General features: G+C 66.6%; 8 protein-coding genes. 5 read left to right on the plus strand and 3 right to left on the minus strand.

The features are described from left to right. From B0T44_RS19330 to B0T44_RS27235, 4 genes are all read left to right on the plus strand, one after another. On the plus strand, window positions 1-1,028 hold a 1,028-nt coding region (locus B0T44_RS19330; RefSeq protein ID WP_176219228.1), incomplete at its 5' end, for an arabinofuranosyltransferase. Window positions 1,029-1,546: 518 nt separating this feature from the next. After that, entirely contained in the window at window positions 1,547-3,403 is a 1,857-nt protein-coding gene (locus B0T44_RS19335; protein ID WP_245839355.1) for a DUF6541 family protein, read from the plus strand. A gap of 59 nt (window positions 3,404-3,462) precedes the next feature. Continuing rightward, window positions 3,463-6,921, plus strand: a complete 3,459-nt coding sequence (locus B0T44_RS19340; RefSeq protein ID WP_077121809.1) for an arabinosyltransferase domain-containing protein — start codon at window positions 3,463-3,465, stop codon at window positions 6,919-6,921. A 145-nt stretch (window positions 6,922-7,066) separates the two neighbouring features. Then, a complete protein-coding gene (locus B0T44_RS27235) occupies window positions 7,067-7,228 on the plus strand; it encodes a hypothetical protein (RefSeq protein ID WP_175648158.1) in 162 nt (53 codons plus the stop codon). 91 nt (window positions 7,229-7,319) lie between these two features. Here B0T44_RS27235 and B0T44_RS19345 read toward each other — a convergent pair whose 3' ends face one another. After that, on the minus strand, window positions 7,320-10,643 hold the full coding sequence (locus tag B0T44_RS19345) for an arabinosyltransferase domain-containing protein (protein ID WP_081512360.1): 3,324 nt from the start codon (window positions 10,641-10,643) through the stop codon (window positions 7,320-7,322). Window positions 10,644-11,172: 529 nt separating this feature from the next. Between B0T44_RS19345 and B0T44_RS19350 the strand changes: the two genes are divergently transcribed. Then, window positions 11,173-11,670 carry a peptidylprolyl isomerase gene (locus tag B0T44_RS19350; RefSeq protein ID WP_077121805.1) on the plus strand — a complete coding sequence of 166 codons (498 nt, stop codon included), beginning with the start codon at window positions 11,173-11,175 and terminating at the stop codon, window positions 11,668-11,670. A gap of 36 nt (window positions 11,671-11,706) precedes the next feature. Here B0T44_RS19350 and B0T44_RS19355 read toward each other — a convergent pair whose 3' ends face one another. Both B0T44_RS19355 and pks13 read right to left on the minus strand, forming a co-directional pair. Continuing rightward, a complete protein-coding gene (locus tag B0T44_RS19355) occupies window positions 11,707-13,251 on the minus strand; it encodes an acyl-CoA carboxylase subunit beta (protein WP_077121803.1) in 1,545 nt (514 codons plus the stop codon). Then, the gene (pks13, locus tag B0T44_RS19360; protein ID WP_175648157.1) at window positions 13,248-18,611 is read right to left on the minus strand and encodes a polyketide synthase Pks13; all 5,364 of its coding nucleotides are present in this window, start codon (window positions 18,609-18,611) and stop codon (window positions 13,248-13,250) included. Before pks13 ends, B0T44_RS19355 begins: the two co-directional genes overlap by 4 nt. Window positions 18,612-18,669 lie beyond the last annotated feature (58 nt).

Raw genomic sequence — 18,669 nt, forward strand, 5'->3', positions numbered from 1 at the left:
GGGCGGCCGTGCCGCCGCTGGTCCGGCTGGTGGTGATGGGGGTGATCGCCGGGCTGGTCGGCTCGACCGTGTACCTGCCGTTCCTGCTGGAAACACTCGGTGGCAACACTGCAGGCTCCGGGACTGCCGTCCACTATCTGCCGGAAGCGGGAGCCGAACTGCCACTGCCGATGGCGCATTTCTCGCTGCTCGGCGCACTATGCCTGATCGGCACCCTGTGGCTGGTGGTGCGGGCGGGCTCGTCGCGGCGGGCGCAGGCGCTCGGCGTCGGCGTGGTCGCGGTGTATGTGTGGTCGCTGTTGTCGATGACGGCGACGGCGGCGGGGACGACGCTGCTGTCGTTCCGTCTCGAACCGATCCTGCTGGTGCTGCTGGCGGCGGCGGGTGCTTTCGGGTTCGTCGAGGGGGCGCGGGCGATCTATCAGGCCGTCAACGAGCCCGCCAAGTTCCGCTGGGCGACCGTTGCGGTGGCCACCGTGGGCGCGCTTGCTTTCACCCAGGACATCCCGCAGGTGCTCGCCCCGGAGATCACCACCGCCTATACCGATACCGACGGCAACGGCGAGCGCGCCGACCAGCGTCCGCCGTCGGCGGTCAAGCACTACCGCGAGATCGACGCAACCCTCACCGAGCAGACCGGCAGGGAGCGTTCCGACACCGTCGTCCTCACCGGCGACACCACCTTCCTCGCCTACTACCCCTACTTCGGTTTCCAGGCGCTGACCTCGCATTATGCGAATCCACTCGCCGATTTCGACGGCCGCGCCGTCGCTATCGCCACATGGAGCGAGCTGGAAACCCCCGCCGAACTGCTCGAAGCTTTGGACGCCACGCCGTGGCGTGCCCCGGATGCCTTCCTGTTCCGCCGCAGCGGCGAGGACTACACCCTGCGTCTGGCCGAGGACGTCTACCCCAACGACCCCAATGTCCGCCGCTATACGGTGAGCTTCCCGGCGAAACTGTTCACAGACCCCCGTTTCACCACCACGGATATCGGGCCGTTCACCCTGGTCGTCGTCGACCGCTAACCAACCCTCCTGGTCGTCACGAACAGGTCCGGCCAAGACAGCGTCGCTGCACTGTGGTTCAACCTGACGGCGACGCCGGGAAACGGCGCTGCAACGTGTATCTACCGCTCGCGCAGCGCGAGTTCGGCGGGCCGGGCGAGGAACGCCGCCCGCTACTCGGCTCGGTCGTCATGCAGCCGAGGGCGGCCACTGCTTCGGAAGTCCTCCGTTTCATGTCTTCGAGCCGCCGGTGCTCCTGGATGTCAGGGCCGGAGCGGTGCTCTCAGCGGGTCGCCGATGGGGGGCCGCACATCACCGTCGCGGTTCGGCCGACTGTGCTCGACGAATACGTGATGCTTGCCGATCACGCCCTCGGGGGCCCGGGCTGGTTGGTCGGCCGGGTGCTGGAGACATCGGGTCCGGTGACGAGGCGGTCCGAGTCTCGGACATCGTGCCGTTCCGGCGCGGATTGCCAGGTTCGGTTAAGCCGGTTTCGGTACGGTGGGCGGCCGACTGGACACGACTAGGAGATTTGACGGGTGACACAGGCAGATGACGTCGAACAGGGTGGGACGACGGCGACGGCACTGGACACCAGAAGCGCGGTGACGAGCATCGGCGCGGCGACCGCGAAGCCGGGCGCGCCCGCTCCGGAGAGATCCCGCTCGCGGCTTCGGATACCGCGTGCGGATCTGCTGATCGGCCTCGGATATCTGGCCCTGGCGGTCACGGTGCTGTCCGGGCAGTGGCGCAACACCGGCAGCGGGTATCTGATCAAAAGTGGCCAGGACCAGACCATGTGGGAATGGTTCTTCGCCGTCACCGCGCATTCGGTGGCGAATCTGGAGAATCCGCTGGGCACCACGCTGCAGAATTTCCCGGCCGGGGTGAACATGATGGCCAATACGGCCATGTTCGGCGTCGGGGTGCCGCTCACCCCGGTAACCCTGTTGTTCGGGCCGACGGTCACCTTCGTGCTGGTGCTCACAGTTGGCCTGGCTGGTACCGCATTCGCCTGGTACCGGTTGTTCGCTCGCGAACTCGCCGAATCCAGGGCAGCCGCCGTGATCGGGGGGCTGTTCTGCGGTTTCGCGCCCGCGATGATCTCCCATGCCAGCGCGCACCCGAATTTCGTTGCGCTGTTCCTGCTGCCGGTGATCGCCGGGCTGTTGATCAGGATGGTTCGTGACGCCAATCGGCCGCACCTGCGCGACGCGGTGGTCCTCGCGCTGCTCGTCGCCGCCCAGATCGCGCTCGGCGAAGAACCGCTGCTGATCTTCGCGCTGGCGTTCGCGGTGTTCGCCGTCGCCTACTATCTGCGCGACCGGCAGCACGGCCGGAACATGCTGCGGCGGATCGCGCCCACTGTCGGGCTCGGCGCGGTGATCACCCTGCTGCTCACCGGGATTCCGCTATGGTGGCAGTTCTTCGGCTCACAAGGGTATCGGTCAATCGACCACGGGCCCATGGGCAACGACCTCAAAACACTCACCCAGTTCCCGTCCGAATCCCTGGGCGGGTTGCTGTCGCCGGGCGAGAATGTCGCGATCAACCCGACCGAGCAGAACGCCTACTTCGGCTGGCCGCTGCTACTGCTCGTCGCAGCCGCAGCTGGACTGCTGTGGCGGGACCGGGTGGTCCGCGCGGCGACGGTGGTGATCGGGGTGTTCACGGTGCTGTCGCTGGGTTCGGAGTTGACGATCGGCGAGGACGAGACCGGTATCCCGTTACCGTGGGCGCTGCTCGAGCAGTTGCCGCTGGTCAATTCGGTACTGGAAACCCGGCTCACTATGGCCGCCGTCCCCGCCGTCGCCGTAATCCTCACGCTGGCGTCGGACCGGGCGATCCACCACTGGCGGGCGGCCGCGGCCGACTGGCGGCCGCTGGCCTGGTTCGCTGCGCTGGCATGCGCGCTGGTGCCGCTGACACCGACCGTTCTCCCGGTCACCGAACGACCGGCCACCCCCGATTTCTTCGCCGACAACACCGTCGCCCGCTACGTCGACGACGGCTCGGTGCTGGTCGTTCCGCCGCCGCGCCCGCCGGACGCGCGCGCATTGCGCTGGCAGTCCGAAGCCGGCTTCACATTCCCGCTGGCCGAAGGCTATTTCGTCGGGCCGACCGCCGATAAGAAGGGCATGTACGGTCCGCAGCCGCGGAAAACCAGCGGCCTGCTGGTCCGGGCGGTCGACACCGGTCGGGTTCCGCGGATCGATGCGGCAGACCGTACTGCCGCGCTTGCCGATCTGCGTTACTGGCGCGCGGATGTGGTGGTGCTGCCGCGGACCGGAACCGAGTACGCGGGCGTATTGCGCGAGACCATGTCCCGGCTGCTCAACGCCCGGCCGGTGCCGGTCGGCGACGTCTGGGTGTGGGATGTGCGCTGGGTCCGCTGATCGGCCGACAGTGGCGGGGCGGCTCGCGCTGCGACGGTAGCTGGCTAGAGTCAACGACCGTGCGACCGGACCGATCACCTAGAGCGTTCAACCGTATCCGCCTGCTCGCCCTTGTTTCCGGGTTACTCGGATTCGTGCTGGCGCTGCTGACACCGCTGCTACCGGTGCAGCAGGACCGGACCGTCCTGGACTGGCCGCAGGCCGGAGCCGCCGATGTCGCAGCGCCGCTGGTGAGTTACGAACCGCTCGAGCTCACCCTCACGGTGCCGTGTGCGACCGTGCGCGAATCGAACGGGACGCTGGTGTCCACCATTGCCGTCGATTCCGGGAAGGCGTCGGCGAAGGGGCTGCTCGTCACGGTGCGCGACGGCAACCTGTCGGTGCTGTTGCGCGATGTGCCGCTGCTGTCGGCGCCGCTGACCGAACTCGGCGCCTGCCAAGCGGTTACGGTCACCTCCACTGCCGCCGCAACCACCGCGGAAATCGTCGGTGCGTCCCGCGAGGACGGCACCCCGTTCACCGCCACCGTGGAGCGGGATATCCGGCCCCAAATGGTCGGTGTTTTCACCGACTTGGAGCCCGGCCGCCTCGACGGGATCGAGCTGCACGCCGAAATCGACTCCCGGTTCACCTCCGCACCGACACCGATGAAACTGGCCGCGATGATCCTGGCGGTGCTGTTCACCGTGATCGCGCTCATCGCGCTGCATATGCTCGACACCGCAGACGACCGCCGCGCGCGCCGCTTCCTGCCCGCGCGGTGGTGGCGGTTCGGTCTCGCCGATGCCGCGGTGCTCGGCACCCTCGTGATCTGGCACATCATGGGGGCTAATACCTCCGACGACGGTTACATCCTGAACATGGCCCGCGCCTCGGAGAAGGCAGGCTATCTGGCCAACTATTACCGCTGGTTCGGGGTGCCGGAAGCACCGTTCGGCTGGTCGTACGAGGTGCTGGCCTGGATGACGCAGATCTCCGCGGCCAGTCCATGGGTCCGGCTGCCCACGCTGCTCGCGGGCATAGTGTGCTGGCTGGTGATCAGCCGCGAGGTGCTGCCCCGGCTGGGGGCGCGGGTGCGCAGCAACAAGGTCGCGCTGTGGACGGCCGGGCTGGTGTTCCTCGCCTTCTGGCTGCCCTACGACAACGGTCTGCGCCCGGAACCGCTCATCGCGGCAGGCGCACTGCTCACCTGGTGCTCCATCGAACGCGCCATCGCCACCGCGCGGCTGCTGCCCGCCGCCGTCGCCGTGCTCATCGCCGCATTCTCGCTGGCCGCCGGACCGACCGGCCTGATCTGCATCGCCGCCCTCATCGCCGGTTCGCGTCCGATACTGCAGATCATCATCAAACGCGCGCGCCCCGACGTTCGCGGCCCGGCTCGCGTTTCGACCACCGCAGCTCGGAGCGCCGGGGCGGACGAACGTCCGACTCTCGCTGGGAGCGCCGGGGCGGACGAACGTCCGACTCTCGCTGGGAGCGCCGGGGCGGACGAACGTCCGACTCTCGCGCATGCACCGAAGGCGCCAGTCGCGGAGGCCGAAACGCGAGCCACAAGAGGGCCGCGAACCGCGCCCGCCAGCGCGCAGATAATCCGGTACGCCGCCTTGCTCGCTCCGGGGTTGGCGGCCGGAGCGCTGGTGCTGGTGGTGATCTTCGCCGACCAGACCCTGACGACGGTGCTGGAAGCCACCCGGGTGCGCACTGTCGTCGGCCCGAACGTTGCCTGGTTCGACGAGCGCACCCGCTGGGATTCGCTGCTGATGCTGTCGCCGGACGGTTCGCTGGCGCGCAGGTTCGGTGTGCTGCTCATGCTGTTGTGCCTGCTCGTGTGCGTTCTGCAGGTACTGCGGAAATCCCGGATTCCCGGCACGTCGCGCGGCCCGTCGGTGCGCATCCTCGGCATCGTGTTCGCCTCGCTGCTGCTGATGATGTTCACCCCGACCAAGTGGACCCACCATTTCGGTGTGTACGCCGGGCTGGCCGGTTCGCTGGCCGCGCTCGCAGCGGTCGCGGTCGGCACCAATGGGATCCGGGCGCCGCGCAACCGGGCGCTGTTCGCGGCAGCGGTGCTGTTCCTGCTGGCCATCACCTTCACCGGTTCCAACGGCTGGTGGTATGTGTCCAGCTACGGTGTCCCGTGGTGGGACAAGGCGCCGTTGATCGCGGGTAAGGGGCTGTCTACGCTGTTCCTCGGACTGTCCGTGCTGGCGCTGCTGGTCGCGCTGTGGCTGCACTATCGAGCGCCGTACAAGAGCGGCCCGCCGTCGCGGTCGGCCCGCTATGCTTCCGCGCCGCTGACCGTCGCTGCCGCGCTGATGGTGCTGTTCGAGGTGGCGTCGCTGGCCAAAGCCGCGGTCGGTCAGTATCCGGCGTACTCGATCGCCATGTCGAACGTGCGTTCCCTGCTGGGCGAGCCCTGTGCCCTCGCCGATGAGGTGCTGGTGGAAACCAACACCGCCGACTCGCTGCTACTGCCCTACGAGGGTGACCCGGCCGACGGCTTGATCTCCACCGACCCAGAGGCTGAGACCGTCGGTTTCACCCCTGACGGGGTGGCGACCGACCTGACCGCGGACGCCGAGGAGACCGTTTCCGGCAGCGCCAACTCGGTCGAATCGGATAGCGAGAACAAAACCACCGACACCACCGGAGCGGGCACCGGGGGCGGCATCACCGCCGAACCCGGGATCAATGGCTCTACGGTCGCACTGCCGTTCGGGCTCGACCCGGCCCGGACCCCCGTGCTGGGCAGCTACCAGCGCGGCGACTACCAGGAGCAGGCCCGGTTGACCTCGCAGTGGTATCGGCTCGACCTGTCCGACAGCATGGCCCGTGACAACCATCAGGTGCTTGTGATCACCGCCGCCGGGCGGATCAGATCTGTCGACGCCGACGGTGTCGTCACCTACGGTCAGGACCTGCGACTCGAATACGGCACCCGCGACATCACCGGCCATGTCACTGTGCTCGGCGAGGTGTCCCCGCTGGATATCGGCCCCTCCCCGTCCTGGCGGAACCTGCGGGTGCCGCTGGAGCAGCTGCCCAATGAAGTGAACGCGGTACGACTGGTCGCCGTCGACAACGACATCACCAGCCGCCAGTGGCTGGCCCTCACTCCGCCGCGGCTGCCGCACCTGGACACCCTGAACTCGGTGGTCGGCAGCACCGACCCGGTGCTGCTGGACTGGCATGTCGGCCTCGCGTTCCCCTGTCAGCGCCCGTTCGACCACAGCAACGGTGTCGCTGAGGTGCCGCGCTGGCGGATCCTGCCCGACCGGGTCGGCTCCGATGCCTCCAACGCCTGGCAGGACGATATCGGCGGCGGCCCGCTTGGCTGGACCGAGCTACTGCTGCACGCCGAAACCGTGCCCGCCTATCTGGCGCACGACTGGGGCCGCGACTGGGGCTCGCTGGAACAGTTCACCCCGCTCGTGCCGGGCGCGCAGACCGCCGACCTGGCGGTGACCACCGAAACCCGTTCCGGCCTGGCCACCGACGACCCCATCCGAATCAAATAGCAGACGCCCGCGGTGGCGGGACCGAGTAGCCTTGTGCCGCAACAGTTTCGCCACCGCATCGTCGGACTCACCGCGTTCGTTACCACCACGTGAGGGAACGCTCGATTCCATGACGGAACAGGCCAGGATACGTAGGGTGGGCACCATGACGACGGCCTTCGATGACATGGACCTGCGTGAGCTCGTCGGACTGCTCACCGAAGAGGAACAGCGCGAACTACGTCCCGCGGTACTTCGCGTATTGAAACGTCTCCCCGCTCAGGAGGTGCTGCGCCGTGAACTCGGTGTACGGATGACGAAGGTGTGAGCCACGGCCCCTCTGCCAGCAAGAAGATATCCACCACAAAAGGCCGTCGCCTCGGAGGAATCCCGAGGCGACGGCCTTCGACAGTTATCGGTCAGAACACCCTCAGCATGCCCGGATCCCACAGACCCGACCGTGTCGCGGTCCCGGTGTCCAGCCTCGCCGGAGTGGCCTCGTAGTACTGGTCATAACGCTCCAGCGTGCCCCAGTCCCTGGCCCAATCGTCCTTCAGATAGGTCGGGATAGTGGTGGACTTCGCCAGCATCTGCGAGAAACCGAGCGGCCCACCGAACTCCTGCGCCTGCCATGTATTGGTCGAGCTGACCGCCAGCGGGCGATCCGGGAGAATACGGTACTTCGGCACCTCCGCCACCCCGTTGCGGTGATCGAACGGGCGCTGGCACGGGAACTGCAGGCCAACCGCCCAGTCCAGCAGCACCGGCTGCTCGGTGCCGACGAAACTGTTGATCGACTCGAGCTTCGGCACCCGCGGCGGGGTGAACGCCAGCCATTGGTCACCGATCAGAATCGGATCGTTGGCGACGATACGCACCGCGTCGGCCTCCGGCGCGATCTCATCCAGCGGGATCCGCAGGTTACGCCACGACGGGAACGGGCCGATATCACGCGGCAGATAGGTGCCCAGCGGGGTGACGCTGCCGTCGGCCTCCCGTTTGCCGTAGTCGACGGTCAGCGACTGGCCGTACTGCATCGCGCCGGTGTCGTCATAGGACAGGATGCGGCCTGCCGCGGTGATCACCACCAGCGGCGCATCAGGGGACCGCTCCGGCAACTCATACCAGCTGGACACCAGATGCGCCGGCTGCTGCACACCCTCCTGGTAGCTGCCCAGCACCGGTGTAATAGCCGGGTCGAGCCCGAACGGCAGCTTCACCGTGCTGCCGTTCACACCCATCGCACCCTGGCCGCCGCCGGTACCCGCGTTCTGGCCCTCCGCGAACGCCGCACCCACCGACTGAGTGGAGGTGTTGCCGGTGCCCGGTTTCACCTCGACCGCATCAGCGGACAGATCATCGGGCACACCGTTGGGATCGAAACCGACCGGCGCGCCACCTGCCAGCGGATCATTCGGATTCGCAGGCGGATGTGCCGGATCAATGATCGGGTTCAGCCTGCCCGCATTCGGATCCGTCTCCACCAGAACATCGTTGGCCAAACCGCAGGTGCTGCCGGTCAACGCATCGACATTCGAGCGGGCCAGCGAATACGCCGGATACTGCGAAACCGCGCCCTTCGCCAGCGATGCCACCTCGAACAACACCATGGCCGCCGCAACAACAGTCAACGGGATCGCCGCGAACTTACGGATACGCCTGCCGCGCACGGTGCCCGGCGGGCTCGGCGGCTTCGCATACCCCTCCCGCAGCGAATGCCACGCCACCAGCGCTAACGCCACACCGAACAGAACCAAGATCGCGGTATTGGACTGGTAGCCGCTCAGCGAAACCCGCTTATCGAACCACGGCACCCCGTAACTGGACACATACCAGTAACCGTTGATCCCGGAGAAACTCACCGCGAGCACGAACAACAACCCGGCCAGGAAAATCATCCGGTTCTTCCGCGCCCGCAACGCCGTCGCCGACACCGCCACAGCGGTCACCGCCGCCAGCGAACCCGCGATACCCGCATACACACCGAAATGGTGCGTCCACTTCGTCGGATTGAACATCATGAAGAAGAGCGTGCCGAAAACCACGCCCATCAACCGCCACGTCGGAGCGCTGGCAATCCCCGGAACCCGGCGCCGCCGCAGCAACACCAGCATCGTCGTGAACAGGCACAACAGCATCACCAAGAAGGCGAACCGCCGCGCCAGCGAACCATCCACCGTCTCCACGAACAGGTAGTAGTAGCGCAGATAATCCTGGTACCAGGCCAGGTTCGGGCCGGTCAGCTGCCGCACCCGATTGGCCTCCATGATCCCGGCGAACGTCTGATCACCGAACACCACAACCAACACCAAGAACCCGGCCGCCGCAATCGGCGCAAGCAACGCCGCCGTGCCATGTTCACGATGCCTACGCACCACAATCCTGGTCAACGGCCGAATACCAGCCAACAGCGCCGCCACACACATCAAACCCGTCGGCGCCGCCGCCAACGTGAACGCCGCAATCAACACCGCCATCGCGGCAGGCAACAAACGGCCCGTCGCAATCGCCCGCTCGATCGACACCCAGGTCAGCAGCGCACCCAACGCCACGATCGGCTCCGAACGCAAACCGTTGTCGAACGGCAGCCAGAACGCCAGAAACACCAAACCGCCCGTCCACAACGGGACACTGCCGAACCGCGCCCGCACCCGGCGGCTGCCACGCGGACCACGCAAGCCGTTACCCAGCCGCGGCACCACCTCACGGCTGATCACCATCCAGCACAAAATCGCGCAACCCAGCGCAGGCAACCGCACCCACGGGCTCGCCGTCGAGATCTCCGCGAACAACTGGATCACGTAGTAGTACCAGCCGAAAGGCGCCTCCGGCACCCCATACCAGCGGAAATAGTTGGCCATATAACCCGCGTGCGGCGCCACCCGCACCATGCTCAAGATATAGCCGTCATCGGAGGTATTGGCGCCCATGAAATGCCACAGCACCAACGTGCCGACCACCGCGCCATCGGCCCACGTCGGCTTCAACCAGCTGGCAGGCAAAAACCGGCGATGCCCACGCCCATCACTGGTATCCAGCCGCGCCAACGCCACCAACGCGATCACCGTGCACAACACCGCCGCGATCATCGCCACCAGCTTGATCACCGTAGGAGTCGAACTGAACCGCGTATCGACCGTCATATCGAACGCCAGTCCCTGCGGCACCGCACCCGACAAATCGGAGAACACACCCACAACCTGCGGCCGCAGATCCCCCGCAAGCTGCCCCTGCACCGGCTGCCCATCCGCAGTGGTCAAGCCCTCGAACGCCGCGAACGTCCGCTCGTTATCGGAAGTGATCGTGATAGCCGAACAATCAGCCATCCGCTCCCGCCCCGCCGAAGCCACCACCGCATTCCGGTCCACCACATCGACCGACGACTCCGACACCCGCACGAACAGCGCCTCCAACGCCGCCCGATCCCCCTGCGGCGGCGCCGTCGCCAACAACATCCCACCATGGGCAGGCAACTGTCCCACCGCAGCACACGGGATACTCGCACTCAACTCGATCGGCACCTGCGACATCAACGGCGCCTGCACATTGCCCAACTCGCCGTCCTGCGGCCAACTCAACGTCGCCGTCGTCTGCGTAACCGGCAAAAACGGAGTCGCCAACGCGAACAACGCCCCCAACACACCGGCAACCAACGCGAACAATCGCGCCGTGCGGAAATCCTTCGGCGCAACCTGCGGGACCGGTTCAGTTTGCGGCAATACAACTGTGGCGACATCGGACACGATTGGCAATGCTAGCTGCTGTGTTTGATGGCCGCGCCTCCGGCGCGGCGGGGTTTGCTGTGTCTTTGGCGCGCTGACGCGCGCGGGTTTGCGGCCCCCTTGGGCTCGCGTTTCAGCCCTCGCGACTTGCGCCTTCGGCGCATGCGCGAGGGGCGGCTGGTTCGGGAGCAATGCGGGGAGCTTCGGCGTGCGCAGCGGTCGCTGGAGCGTGGTGTTCGAATTATGGAGAACGACGCTCGCAGCGCTGCGCGCACAGCGTGGTGTTCGCCACTTCGAGTGGAGGTACTCGGTTCGACGGCTCACGGGGTAAGGGATCAGAAGGTTTCGCCGGAAAGGTTTGCGGCGGGCGAGACGGGTGAGACCGGGGTATAGGAGTGAAAACCCCTGATCAGGAGGCTTGGCGGCGCAGTGTGGAAAGTGGGGCTCCGCGGCGTGGGACTGGCCGGGAATTCAGGGGCGCGCTGGCAGAATCGGCGAAAACACCCCCCGAATGAACGACCGGTTACGGCGGTAATGGAAAGGTAGGGGCATGACCAAGGTGAATCTCGAGACGAATCACGGCACGATCAGCCTGGAGCTGGACGAGTCGAAGGCGCCGAACACGGTGCGCAACTTCATCGAGTACGTGAAGTCCGGGCATTACGACGGCACCATCTTCCACCGCGTCATTCCGGGCTTCATGATCCAGGGCGGCGGTTTCAACAGCAATATGGAGCAGAAACCCACTCAGGCCCCCATCCAGAACGAAGCGGCCAACGGTCTGAAGAACGACAAGTACACCGTCGCGATGGCCCGTACCAACGACCCGCACTCGGCCACCGCCCAGTTCTTCATCAACGTCGCCGACAACGACTTCCTCAACCACACCGCCCCAGCGGGCCAGGGCTGGGGCTACGCCGTTTTCGGCACCGTCACCGAAGGCACCGACGTGGTCGACAAGATCGCCGGCGTCGCTACCTCCTCCCAGGGCATGCACCAGGACGTCCCCGTAGAGAACGTCGTCATCAAATCCGCGACGCTGGGGTGAGTTCATGGTCGCGCCTCCAGCTGGAGGCGCGACCAATTACAACGGCAGCAGGTGGTGCTTCCGCGGGTTACGGGGGATGTCCTTGTCCCGCAACAACCGCAACGCCTTCCGCAATTCCAACCGGGTATGGGCAGGCTCGATCACCGCGTCGATGTACCCGCGCTCGGCCGCTACCCATGGCGTGGCCACGGTCGCGTTGTAGAAGTCGATCATTTGTTGTCGGATGGCTTCGCGCTGGTCTTCCGGTGCGGCGGCGATTTGTTTCCCACCGATCAGGCTGACCGCGCTCTCGGCGCCCATGACGGCGATCCGCGCGGTGGGCCAGGCGAGGTTCACGTCGGCGCCGAGCTGTTTGGAACCCATGACCGCGTAACCGCCGCCATAGGATTTGCGGATGACCACGGTGACTTTGGGGACGGTGGCTTCCACGAAGGAGAACAGGAACCGGCCACCGCGTTTGATGACGCCGATCTTCTCTTGTTCGACGCCGGGCAGGAAACCGGGTGTGTCGACGACGAACACGAGGGGGATTTCGAAGGCGTCGCAGAGCCGGATGAAATGGGCTGCTTTATCGGAGGCGCGTGCGTCGAGTGAGCCTGCGTAGATCATCGGCTGGTTGGCGACCACGCCGACACTGCGGCCGTCCACCCGAGCGAAACCGGTGATGATATTGCGGCCTGCGGTGGCGCCGATTTCGTGGAAATCGCCGTCGTCGAAGATGCGCAACAGAATGTCGTGCATGTCGTACCCGGCGTTATCGGAGTCGGGGACGATGCCGTTGAGTTCCAGGTCGGTGTCGGTGATATCGGGTTCGAGGCCCGGGTTGATGACCGGCGGCAACTCCTGGCAGCTGGTGGGCAGGTAGGACAGGTATTCACGGACCCACGCGAACGCGGCTTGCTCGTCGGGGGCGACGTGATGGATGTTGCCGTATTGGGCTTGGCTGTGCGCGCCGCCGAGTTCTTCGAGGCTGACGTCTTCGCCGGTGACTTCCCGGATCACCTTGGGTCCGGTGACGAACATGTACGCCTCTTCGGTGGCGACCACGACGTCGGTGTTGATGGGCGCGTATACCGCCCCGCCCGCGCATTTGCCGAGGATCATCGAGATCTGCGGCACCAGGCCGGACAGGGGTTCCTGGCGGCGGCCGAGTTCGGCGTACCAGGCGAGCGAGGTGACGGCTTCTTGTACGCGGGCGCCACCGGAGTCGTTGATACCGACGACGGGGCAGCCGACCTTGGCCGCGTATTCCATGATCCCGGCCACCTTGCGGCCGAACATTTCGCCGACGGAGCCACCGTAAACGGTCTGGTCGTGGGAGAACACCGCTACGGGCCTGCCGTCGACCAGCCCGTGCCCGGTCACCACGCCGTCCCCGTACAGCGCGGACGGGTCACCGGGTTTGCGGACGAGCGCACCGATCTCGACGAAGGTGCCGGGATCGAGCAGCATGTTGATCCGGTCACGGGCGCTGGGGATTCCCTTTTTCGCCCGTTTGGCCACGCCTGCTTCACCCGCCGGTTCCTGGGCCAGCTCCAAACGCTTGCGCAGGTCGGCGAGTTTTTCGGCGGTTGTGCTCACTTGCTCCCTTTCGCGGCCGATCCGGAGGTGGTGATCGAGGCCAGTTTTGCAGTCAGGTCGGCGCCGATACGGCCGATACGCGGTTCATCGATGATCTGCAGGTGGTCTCCGGGAATGTGGATGACCTCCAGGTGCGGCAGATAGTCGTCCCAGCCGCCGTTGGGTTGGCGGTCGGCGTAGCGGGGCTCGAGTTCGATCATGCCGTCGTGGTAGCGGTCGGCGAGGTAGAGCACGACGTCGCCTTCGTAGCGGGTCGGCCGCACCTGCTGCAGCGCCCGGTTTTCGATCCAGGACGTCTTCTGGTGTTCGAGCACGCCGCCGGGGATCCGCGCGCCGGTCATCTTGACCAGGTCGGAAACCATCTTGAACTGTTCTTCGTCGGAGGCATCCGCCAATTCCCGCAACTGCTCCGGCCCGAGCTCGCCTTCGACCCCGTAGGTTTTCTGCGCGAACGCCTGATAGCGCTCCATGCGGCGAATCCGCTCCTCGGGGCTGTTGTCCTCGGGCTCGGCCGGGATGGCGAGGTCGATCAGGCCGACGATGCGCACGTCTGCGCCTTCGTCGCGCAGAATCTGCGCGACGGCCATGGCCAGTACCGCCCCGAGTGACCAGCCGTACAGCACATACGGTCCTTCGCCCTGGATTTTGCGTAGTTCCGGCACGTACTGGCGGGCACGTTCTTCGATGGATCCGTCCACGCGTTCGAAGCCGTACATCGGGGTGTCGGCGGGCAGCCGTTTGAGCAGCGGTTCGTAGACGAGGGTGTTGCCGCCGGAGGGGTGGAACACGAATACCGGTACCGCGCGGGAGCCTTCGGGGCGGGCACGCAGCGGGCGGATGAACCCGTCCACGTCGGCGCCGCTGTCCTGCAGGGTGCGCACGATATCGGCGAGCTGCTCGATGGTTTCGCAGTCGAGCACATCGTCGATGGTGATTTCCGCGCCCACCCGGTCGGTCAACCGGGCGGCCAGCTTCTCGGCCGTGTCCTCGTCCAGGATCGGGAGGGTGTTGAAGATGCCCTTCGCAGATTCGCCGGTGACCACCGCCCAGGTGGCGTAGGTCAGGCGTTCGGCAGCGTCGCGCGGCGGTACATCGTCTTCGACCGCAGGCGATTTCGCGCCACCGAACATCGCCGCAGGCGCAGCAGCCTTCGGTTCGGGCGCTGCCTGCGCCTCGGCTGTCTTTACCTCGGTCGCTTTTGCCTCGACCCCGTTTGCCTCGGGCTCCTCGGCCTCCGGCGTTTCTGTCTCGGCTGTCTCAGCGGTTGCGCTCGAAACGGTTTCAGACGCAGGAGCATCCGTGCCCGCACCGGAATCCGATACCGCCGCAGCGGGGTCCTCCCCGGCAGCAAGTGCGGCCCGCGCGGCGGCGACGAAGCTGTCGTCGATGGTCAGCTCACCGGAGTCACCGGCTTCCCGTGCCGCGGCCTGCTTTTCGGCCATCGCCTGCACCTCGTCGCGGTGTTCGATGGCGTAGCGCAGCACCTTGCCGACCTCGGTCAGGCTGGCGTCACGCACCGCGGACACCTGCAGCTGTGGAATATCGAATTCGTATTCGACCCGGTTCTTGATACGCATAGCCATCAGCGAATCCAGGCCGAGCTCCATCAGCGGGATCTCCATCGGCAGATCCTCGACCGCGTAACCCATCGATTCGGCGACGATCAGCGCCAGCCGGTCCTCTAGGGTTTGGCTGCCGTTGGGATCCCACCGGTCGCCGAAGGTTTCGGCGACCTCGAGTTCGGCGCTCGGCTCGGTGTCCGCTGCGACAACCGGGGTCGCTTCGGTCTGCGCGGAAACCGGCAGCGGCGCACCGGAAGTGACCACCGCGTCGTACAGCAACCGGAATCCCTCGCCCTCGCGCGCGTGCACCTGTACCGAGGCGCCTCCGGGATGCGGGGTGAGTGTGGTGGTCAGCGTCCCGTTCGCCGGGACCGCGCCGTGCGCGATCGTCGCACCGACGGTTACTTCGGTGAGCACCGCAGCGGCGGCCGACCGCACCAGTTCGGCGAGATCACCGGCTGTCCCGGCCTGCACCTCCCACACATGCCTGCCGTCGGGCAGCGCGACGTGCGCGCCCGGCACACGGGCGTTGCCGCCGCCGCTGGGCAGCCGCGACTTCGGCCAGTACTGCTTGCGCAGGAACGCGGTACGCGGGATGTCGGCGTAGTCGCCGGCAGGCAGCAGCGACGGCAGGTCGACACGGTGGCCGTGCACGTACAGCTGGGCCAGCGCGGCGATCACAGCCGCCGATTCGTCCTCTTTGCGCTTGAGCGTCGGGATCAGCTGCGCATTGTGCAGACCTGCGGCGTAGGTGGTGCCGAGCACCTGCATCAACGCCACCGAGTTCGGCGCGAGCTCCAGGAATGTGGTGATACCGCTGTCGACGGCGAGCCGCACCGCATTGGTGAAGTACACGCTGTGACGCATGTTCTTCACCCAGTAGTCCTCGGTGTGGACCGGGTCGTGGCCCGGACGGTAGAACCGCTCCTTGTCGACCGACGAGTACAGCCCGGCCTTCAGCCTGGTGGGTTCGATACCGGCCAGTTCGGCGGCCAATTCGCCGAGCAGCGGGTCCATCTGGGAGGTATGCCCCGCGCCGCGGGTCTTGAGAACGCGCGCGAACTTGCCCGCTTCCTCCACCCGGGCAACGATCGCCGCCACCTGGTCCACCGGTCCGCCGATCACCGTATTGGTGGGCGCCGCATACACTGCGACCTCGACATCCGGGAATTCCGGCAGCAGCTGCTCGATCTCCTCGGCGCTGTATTCGACCAACGCCATATTCCGCACGTCGGCGTCGCTGAGCATCTGCTCGCCCTCGCCCATCAGGCGTGACCGGGCGCAGATCACCCGCACCGCGTCCTCCAGCGGCAGACCGCCCGCGATGTAGGCGCCGGCGACCTCACCCATGGAATGCCCGACCACGGCCTCGGGTTCGGCGCCGTGCGCGCGCAACAGGGCTGCCAAGCCGAGCTGGATGGTGAAGATACCGACCTGCGAGGTACCGACGTCGTAGTCCTGGCCGTCGTCGAGGATCATCTCCTTGACCGAATAACCGGCCTCGTCCTGCACCAGCTCGTCGACCTCGTCCACGGTGCGGCGGAAGATCGAGTTCTCCAGGTAGAGCTGTTTACCCATCTTGCGGTGCTGTGCGCCGAAGCCGGCAAGCACCCACATCGGTCCCTGCGTGGCGGGAGCATCGGCGGTGAACACGCCCTGACCTGGTTTGCCCGCCGCGATGGCGCGCAGACCGGTGACCGCCTCCTCGTGCGTGGTGGCCAGCACCACACCGCGGGACCGCCAATGACTGCGTTTGGCCAGCGCCCGCGCCACATCCGCCAGCGGGGTATTACGGCCCTTGTCGGTTTCCAGCCAATCGGCCAGTTCCGCGGCGGCACGCCTGCGACGCGACGGCAGATACGCCGATACGGGCAGGACCACCGGCAGCGGTTCCGCGCGTTCGGTGGACCATTCGGCGACGGGAGCCGCGGCGGGAGCTTGGGCGGCAGCGGCGATCACGGACTCGGCCGCGCTCACCACATCAGTGGTCTCGTTGTCGAGGCCCTCGGCCGGTGCGACAGCCTCGGCGGTCGTTTCGTCGGTCGTTTCCGCCTGCGGGGCCGCTTCCTGACGTGCCGTGGCGGGCACGTACTCCTGCACCACGAGGTGCGCGTTGGTGCCGCCGAAACCGAAGCCGGAGATGCCGACGGTGGCGGTGCCGCTGTAGCGCGGGAACTCGGTCGGCTGGTCGACCACCTGCAACCGGGCCTGCTCGAACGGAATGTAGGGGTTCGGGCCTGCATAGTTGATGTTCGGTGGCAGCACATCGTGCTGGAACGCCATGATCACCTTGGCCAGGCTTGCCGCGCCCGCACCGGATTCCAGGTGCCCGAAATTGGTCTTGGCCGAACCGAGCAGCACCGGTTTGTCCGCGTCGCGCCCGTGCCCGACCACCTGGCCGAGCGCTTGGGCCTCGATGGGGTCGCCGAGCAAGGTGCCGGTGCCGTGCGCCTCGATGTAGTCGACGGTGGACGGCACGATCCCCGCGTCCCGGTAGGCACGCCGCAGCACATCGGCCTGGGCGTCAGGATTCGGTGCGAGCAGGCCGTTGGAGCGACCGTCGCTGTTGGTGGCCGAACCCTTGATCACCCCGAGAATGCGGTCGCCGTCGCGTTCGGCGTCGGTCAGGCGCTTCAGCACCACGAGCCCGCCGCCTTCGGCGCGGACCATACCGTCTGCGTCGGAGGAGAACGCTTTGATCCGACCGTTCTTGGCGACCGCGCCGGTCTTGTCGAAACCGAGCGTCGTCATCGGCATCAACAGCATGTTCACACCGCCGGCCAGCGCCAGATCGGCGTCGCCGTTGCGCAGCGCGAGCACCGCCTGATGCACCGCGACCAGCGTCGACGAGCAGGCAGTATCGACGGCAACGGACGGGCCACGGAAATCGTAGAAATAAGAGACGCGGTTGGCGATGATGCTGGTCGAACTGCCGGTGATCGCATACGCCTGGGCCGACACCGGGGCGTTCGGGTCCTGATCGGCCAGCCCGAGCGCGGCGATCAACTGGAAGTCGTTGGTGGACGAACCGATGAACACACCGACCGGTTCGCCCTTGAGGTCGCTCGCCGGAATCCGGGCGTGCTCCAGCGCCTCCCAGGTGAGCTCCATCATCAGCCGCTGCTGTGGGTCCACCCGTTCGACCTCGACCGGAGACATCGCAAAAAACTCCGCGTCGAAGCCCTTGACGACGTCCTGGTCCAGGTAACCGCCCAGCGTATTACCCTCGGCGACCGCCTGCGCCACCGCGGGATCCTCCAGGAATTCCGCCCAGCGCCCCTCCGGCAGTTCCCGGATGGCGTCGCCGCGGTTGATCAGGAACTCCCACGTCGACTCGGGGGTATCGCCCGCACCGGGGAGCCGGGTGGACAGGCCGACGATAGCGATATCGTGCGCTTCCCCCGGCTTATAGCCCGCCGTGTAGAAGAGATCATCGGTGACCTCGTCGGCGACCTCCGGCTCACCGTTGATGATCCGCTCGGCCAGCGACGCGATCGTCGGATGCTGATAGGCGACTGTGGCCGTCAGCATCACGCCGGTCAGTTCCTCGATATCGCCGGACAGCGCAATGGCATCGCGGGAAGCCAGCCCGAATTCCTCCATCGGACGATCCACCGTGATCTGCTCTATCGGCTGACCGGTGGCCTCGGACACCCAGCGGCGCAGCCATTCCCGCAGCTCGGCCACCGACATGTCGGTGTTCCCCGCGGCCGCGTTCCCTGCGGCCGCCTGGGTGTCACCCGGTTCGACGGGACGGTTGTCGGTGGTCTCGGTGGGCGTGCCCTCGTTGTCAGCCATCAGTCCTCAAGCTACCTGTCTCCGATACCGGGCGCGCCGTGGAATGACGCTCGGTTTC

Source organism: Nocardia donostiensis (assembly GCF_002081715.1).
GTDB classification, from domain to species: Bacteria; Actinomycetota; Actinomycetes; order Mycobacteriales; family Mycobacteriaceae; genus Nocardia; species Nocardia donostiensis.

Bases quoted from the DNA above. Each gene is read 5' to 3' on its own strand.
- B0T44_RS27235 (WP_175648158.1), top strand. From the start codon at position 7,067: ATGACGACGGCCTTCGATGACATGGACCTGCGTGAGCTCGTCGGACTG.
- B0T44_RS19350 (WP_077121805.1), top strand. From the start codon at position 11,173: ATGACCAAGGTGAATCTCGAGACGAATCACGGCACGATCAGCCTGGAG.
- pks13 (WP_175648157.1), bottom strand. From the start codon at position 18,611: ATGGCTGACAACGAGGGCACGCCCACCGAGACCACCGACAACCGTCCC.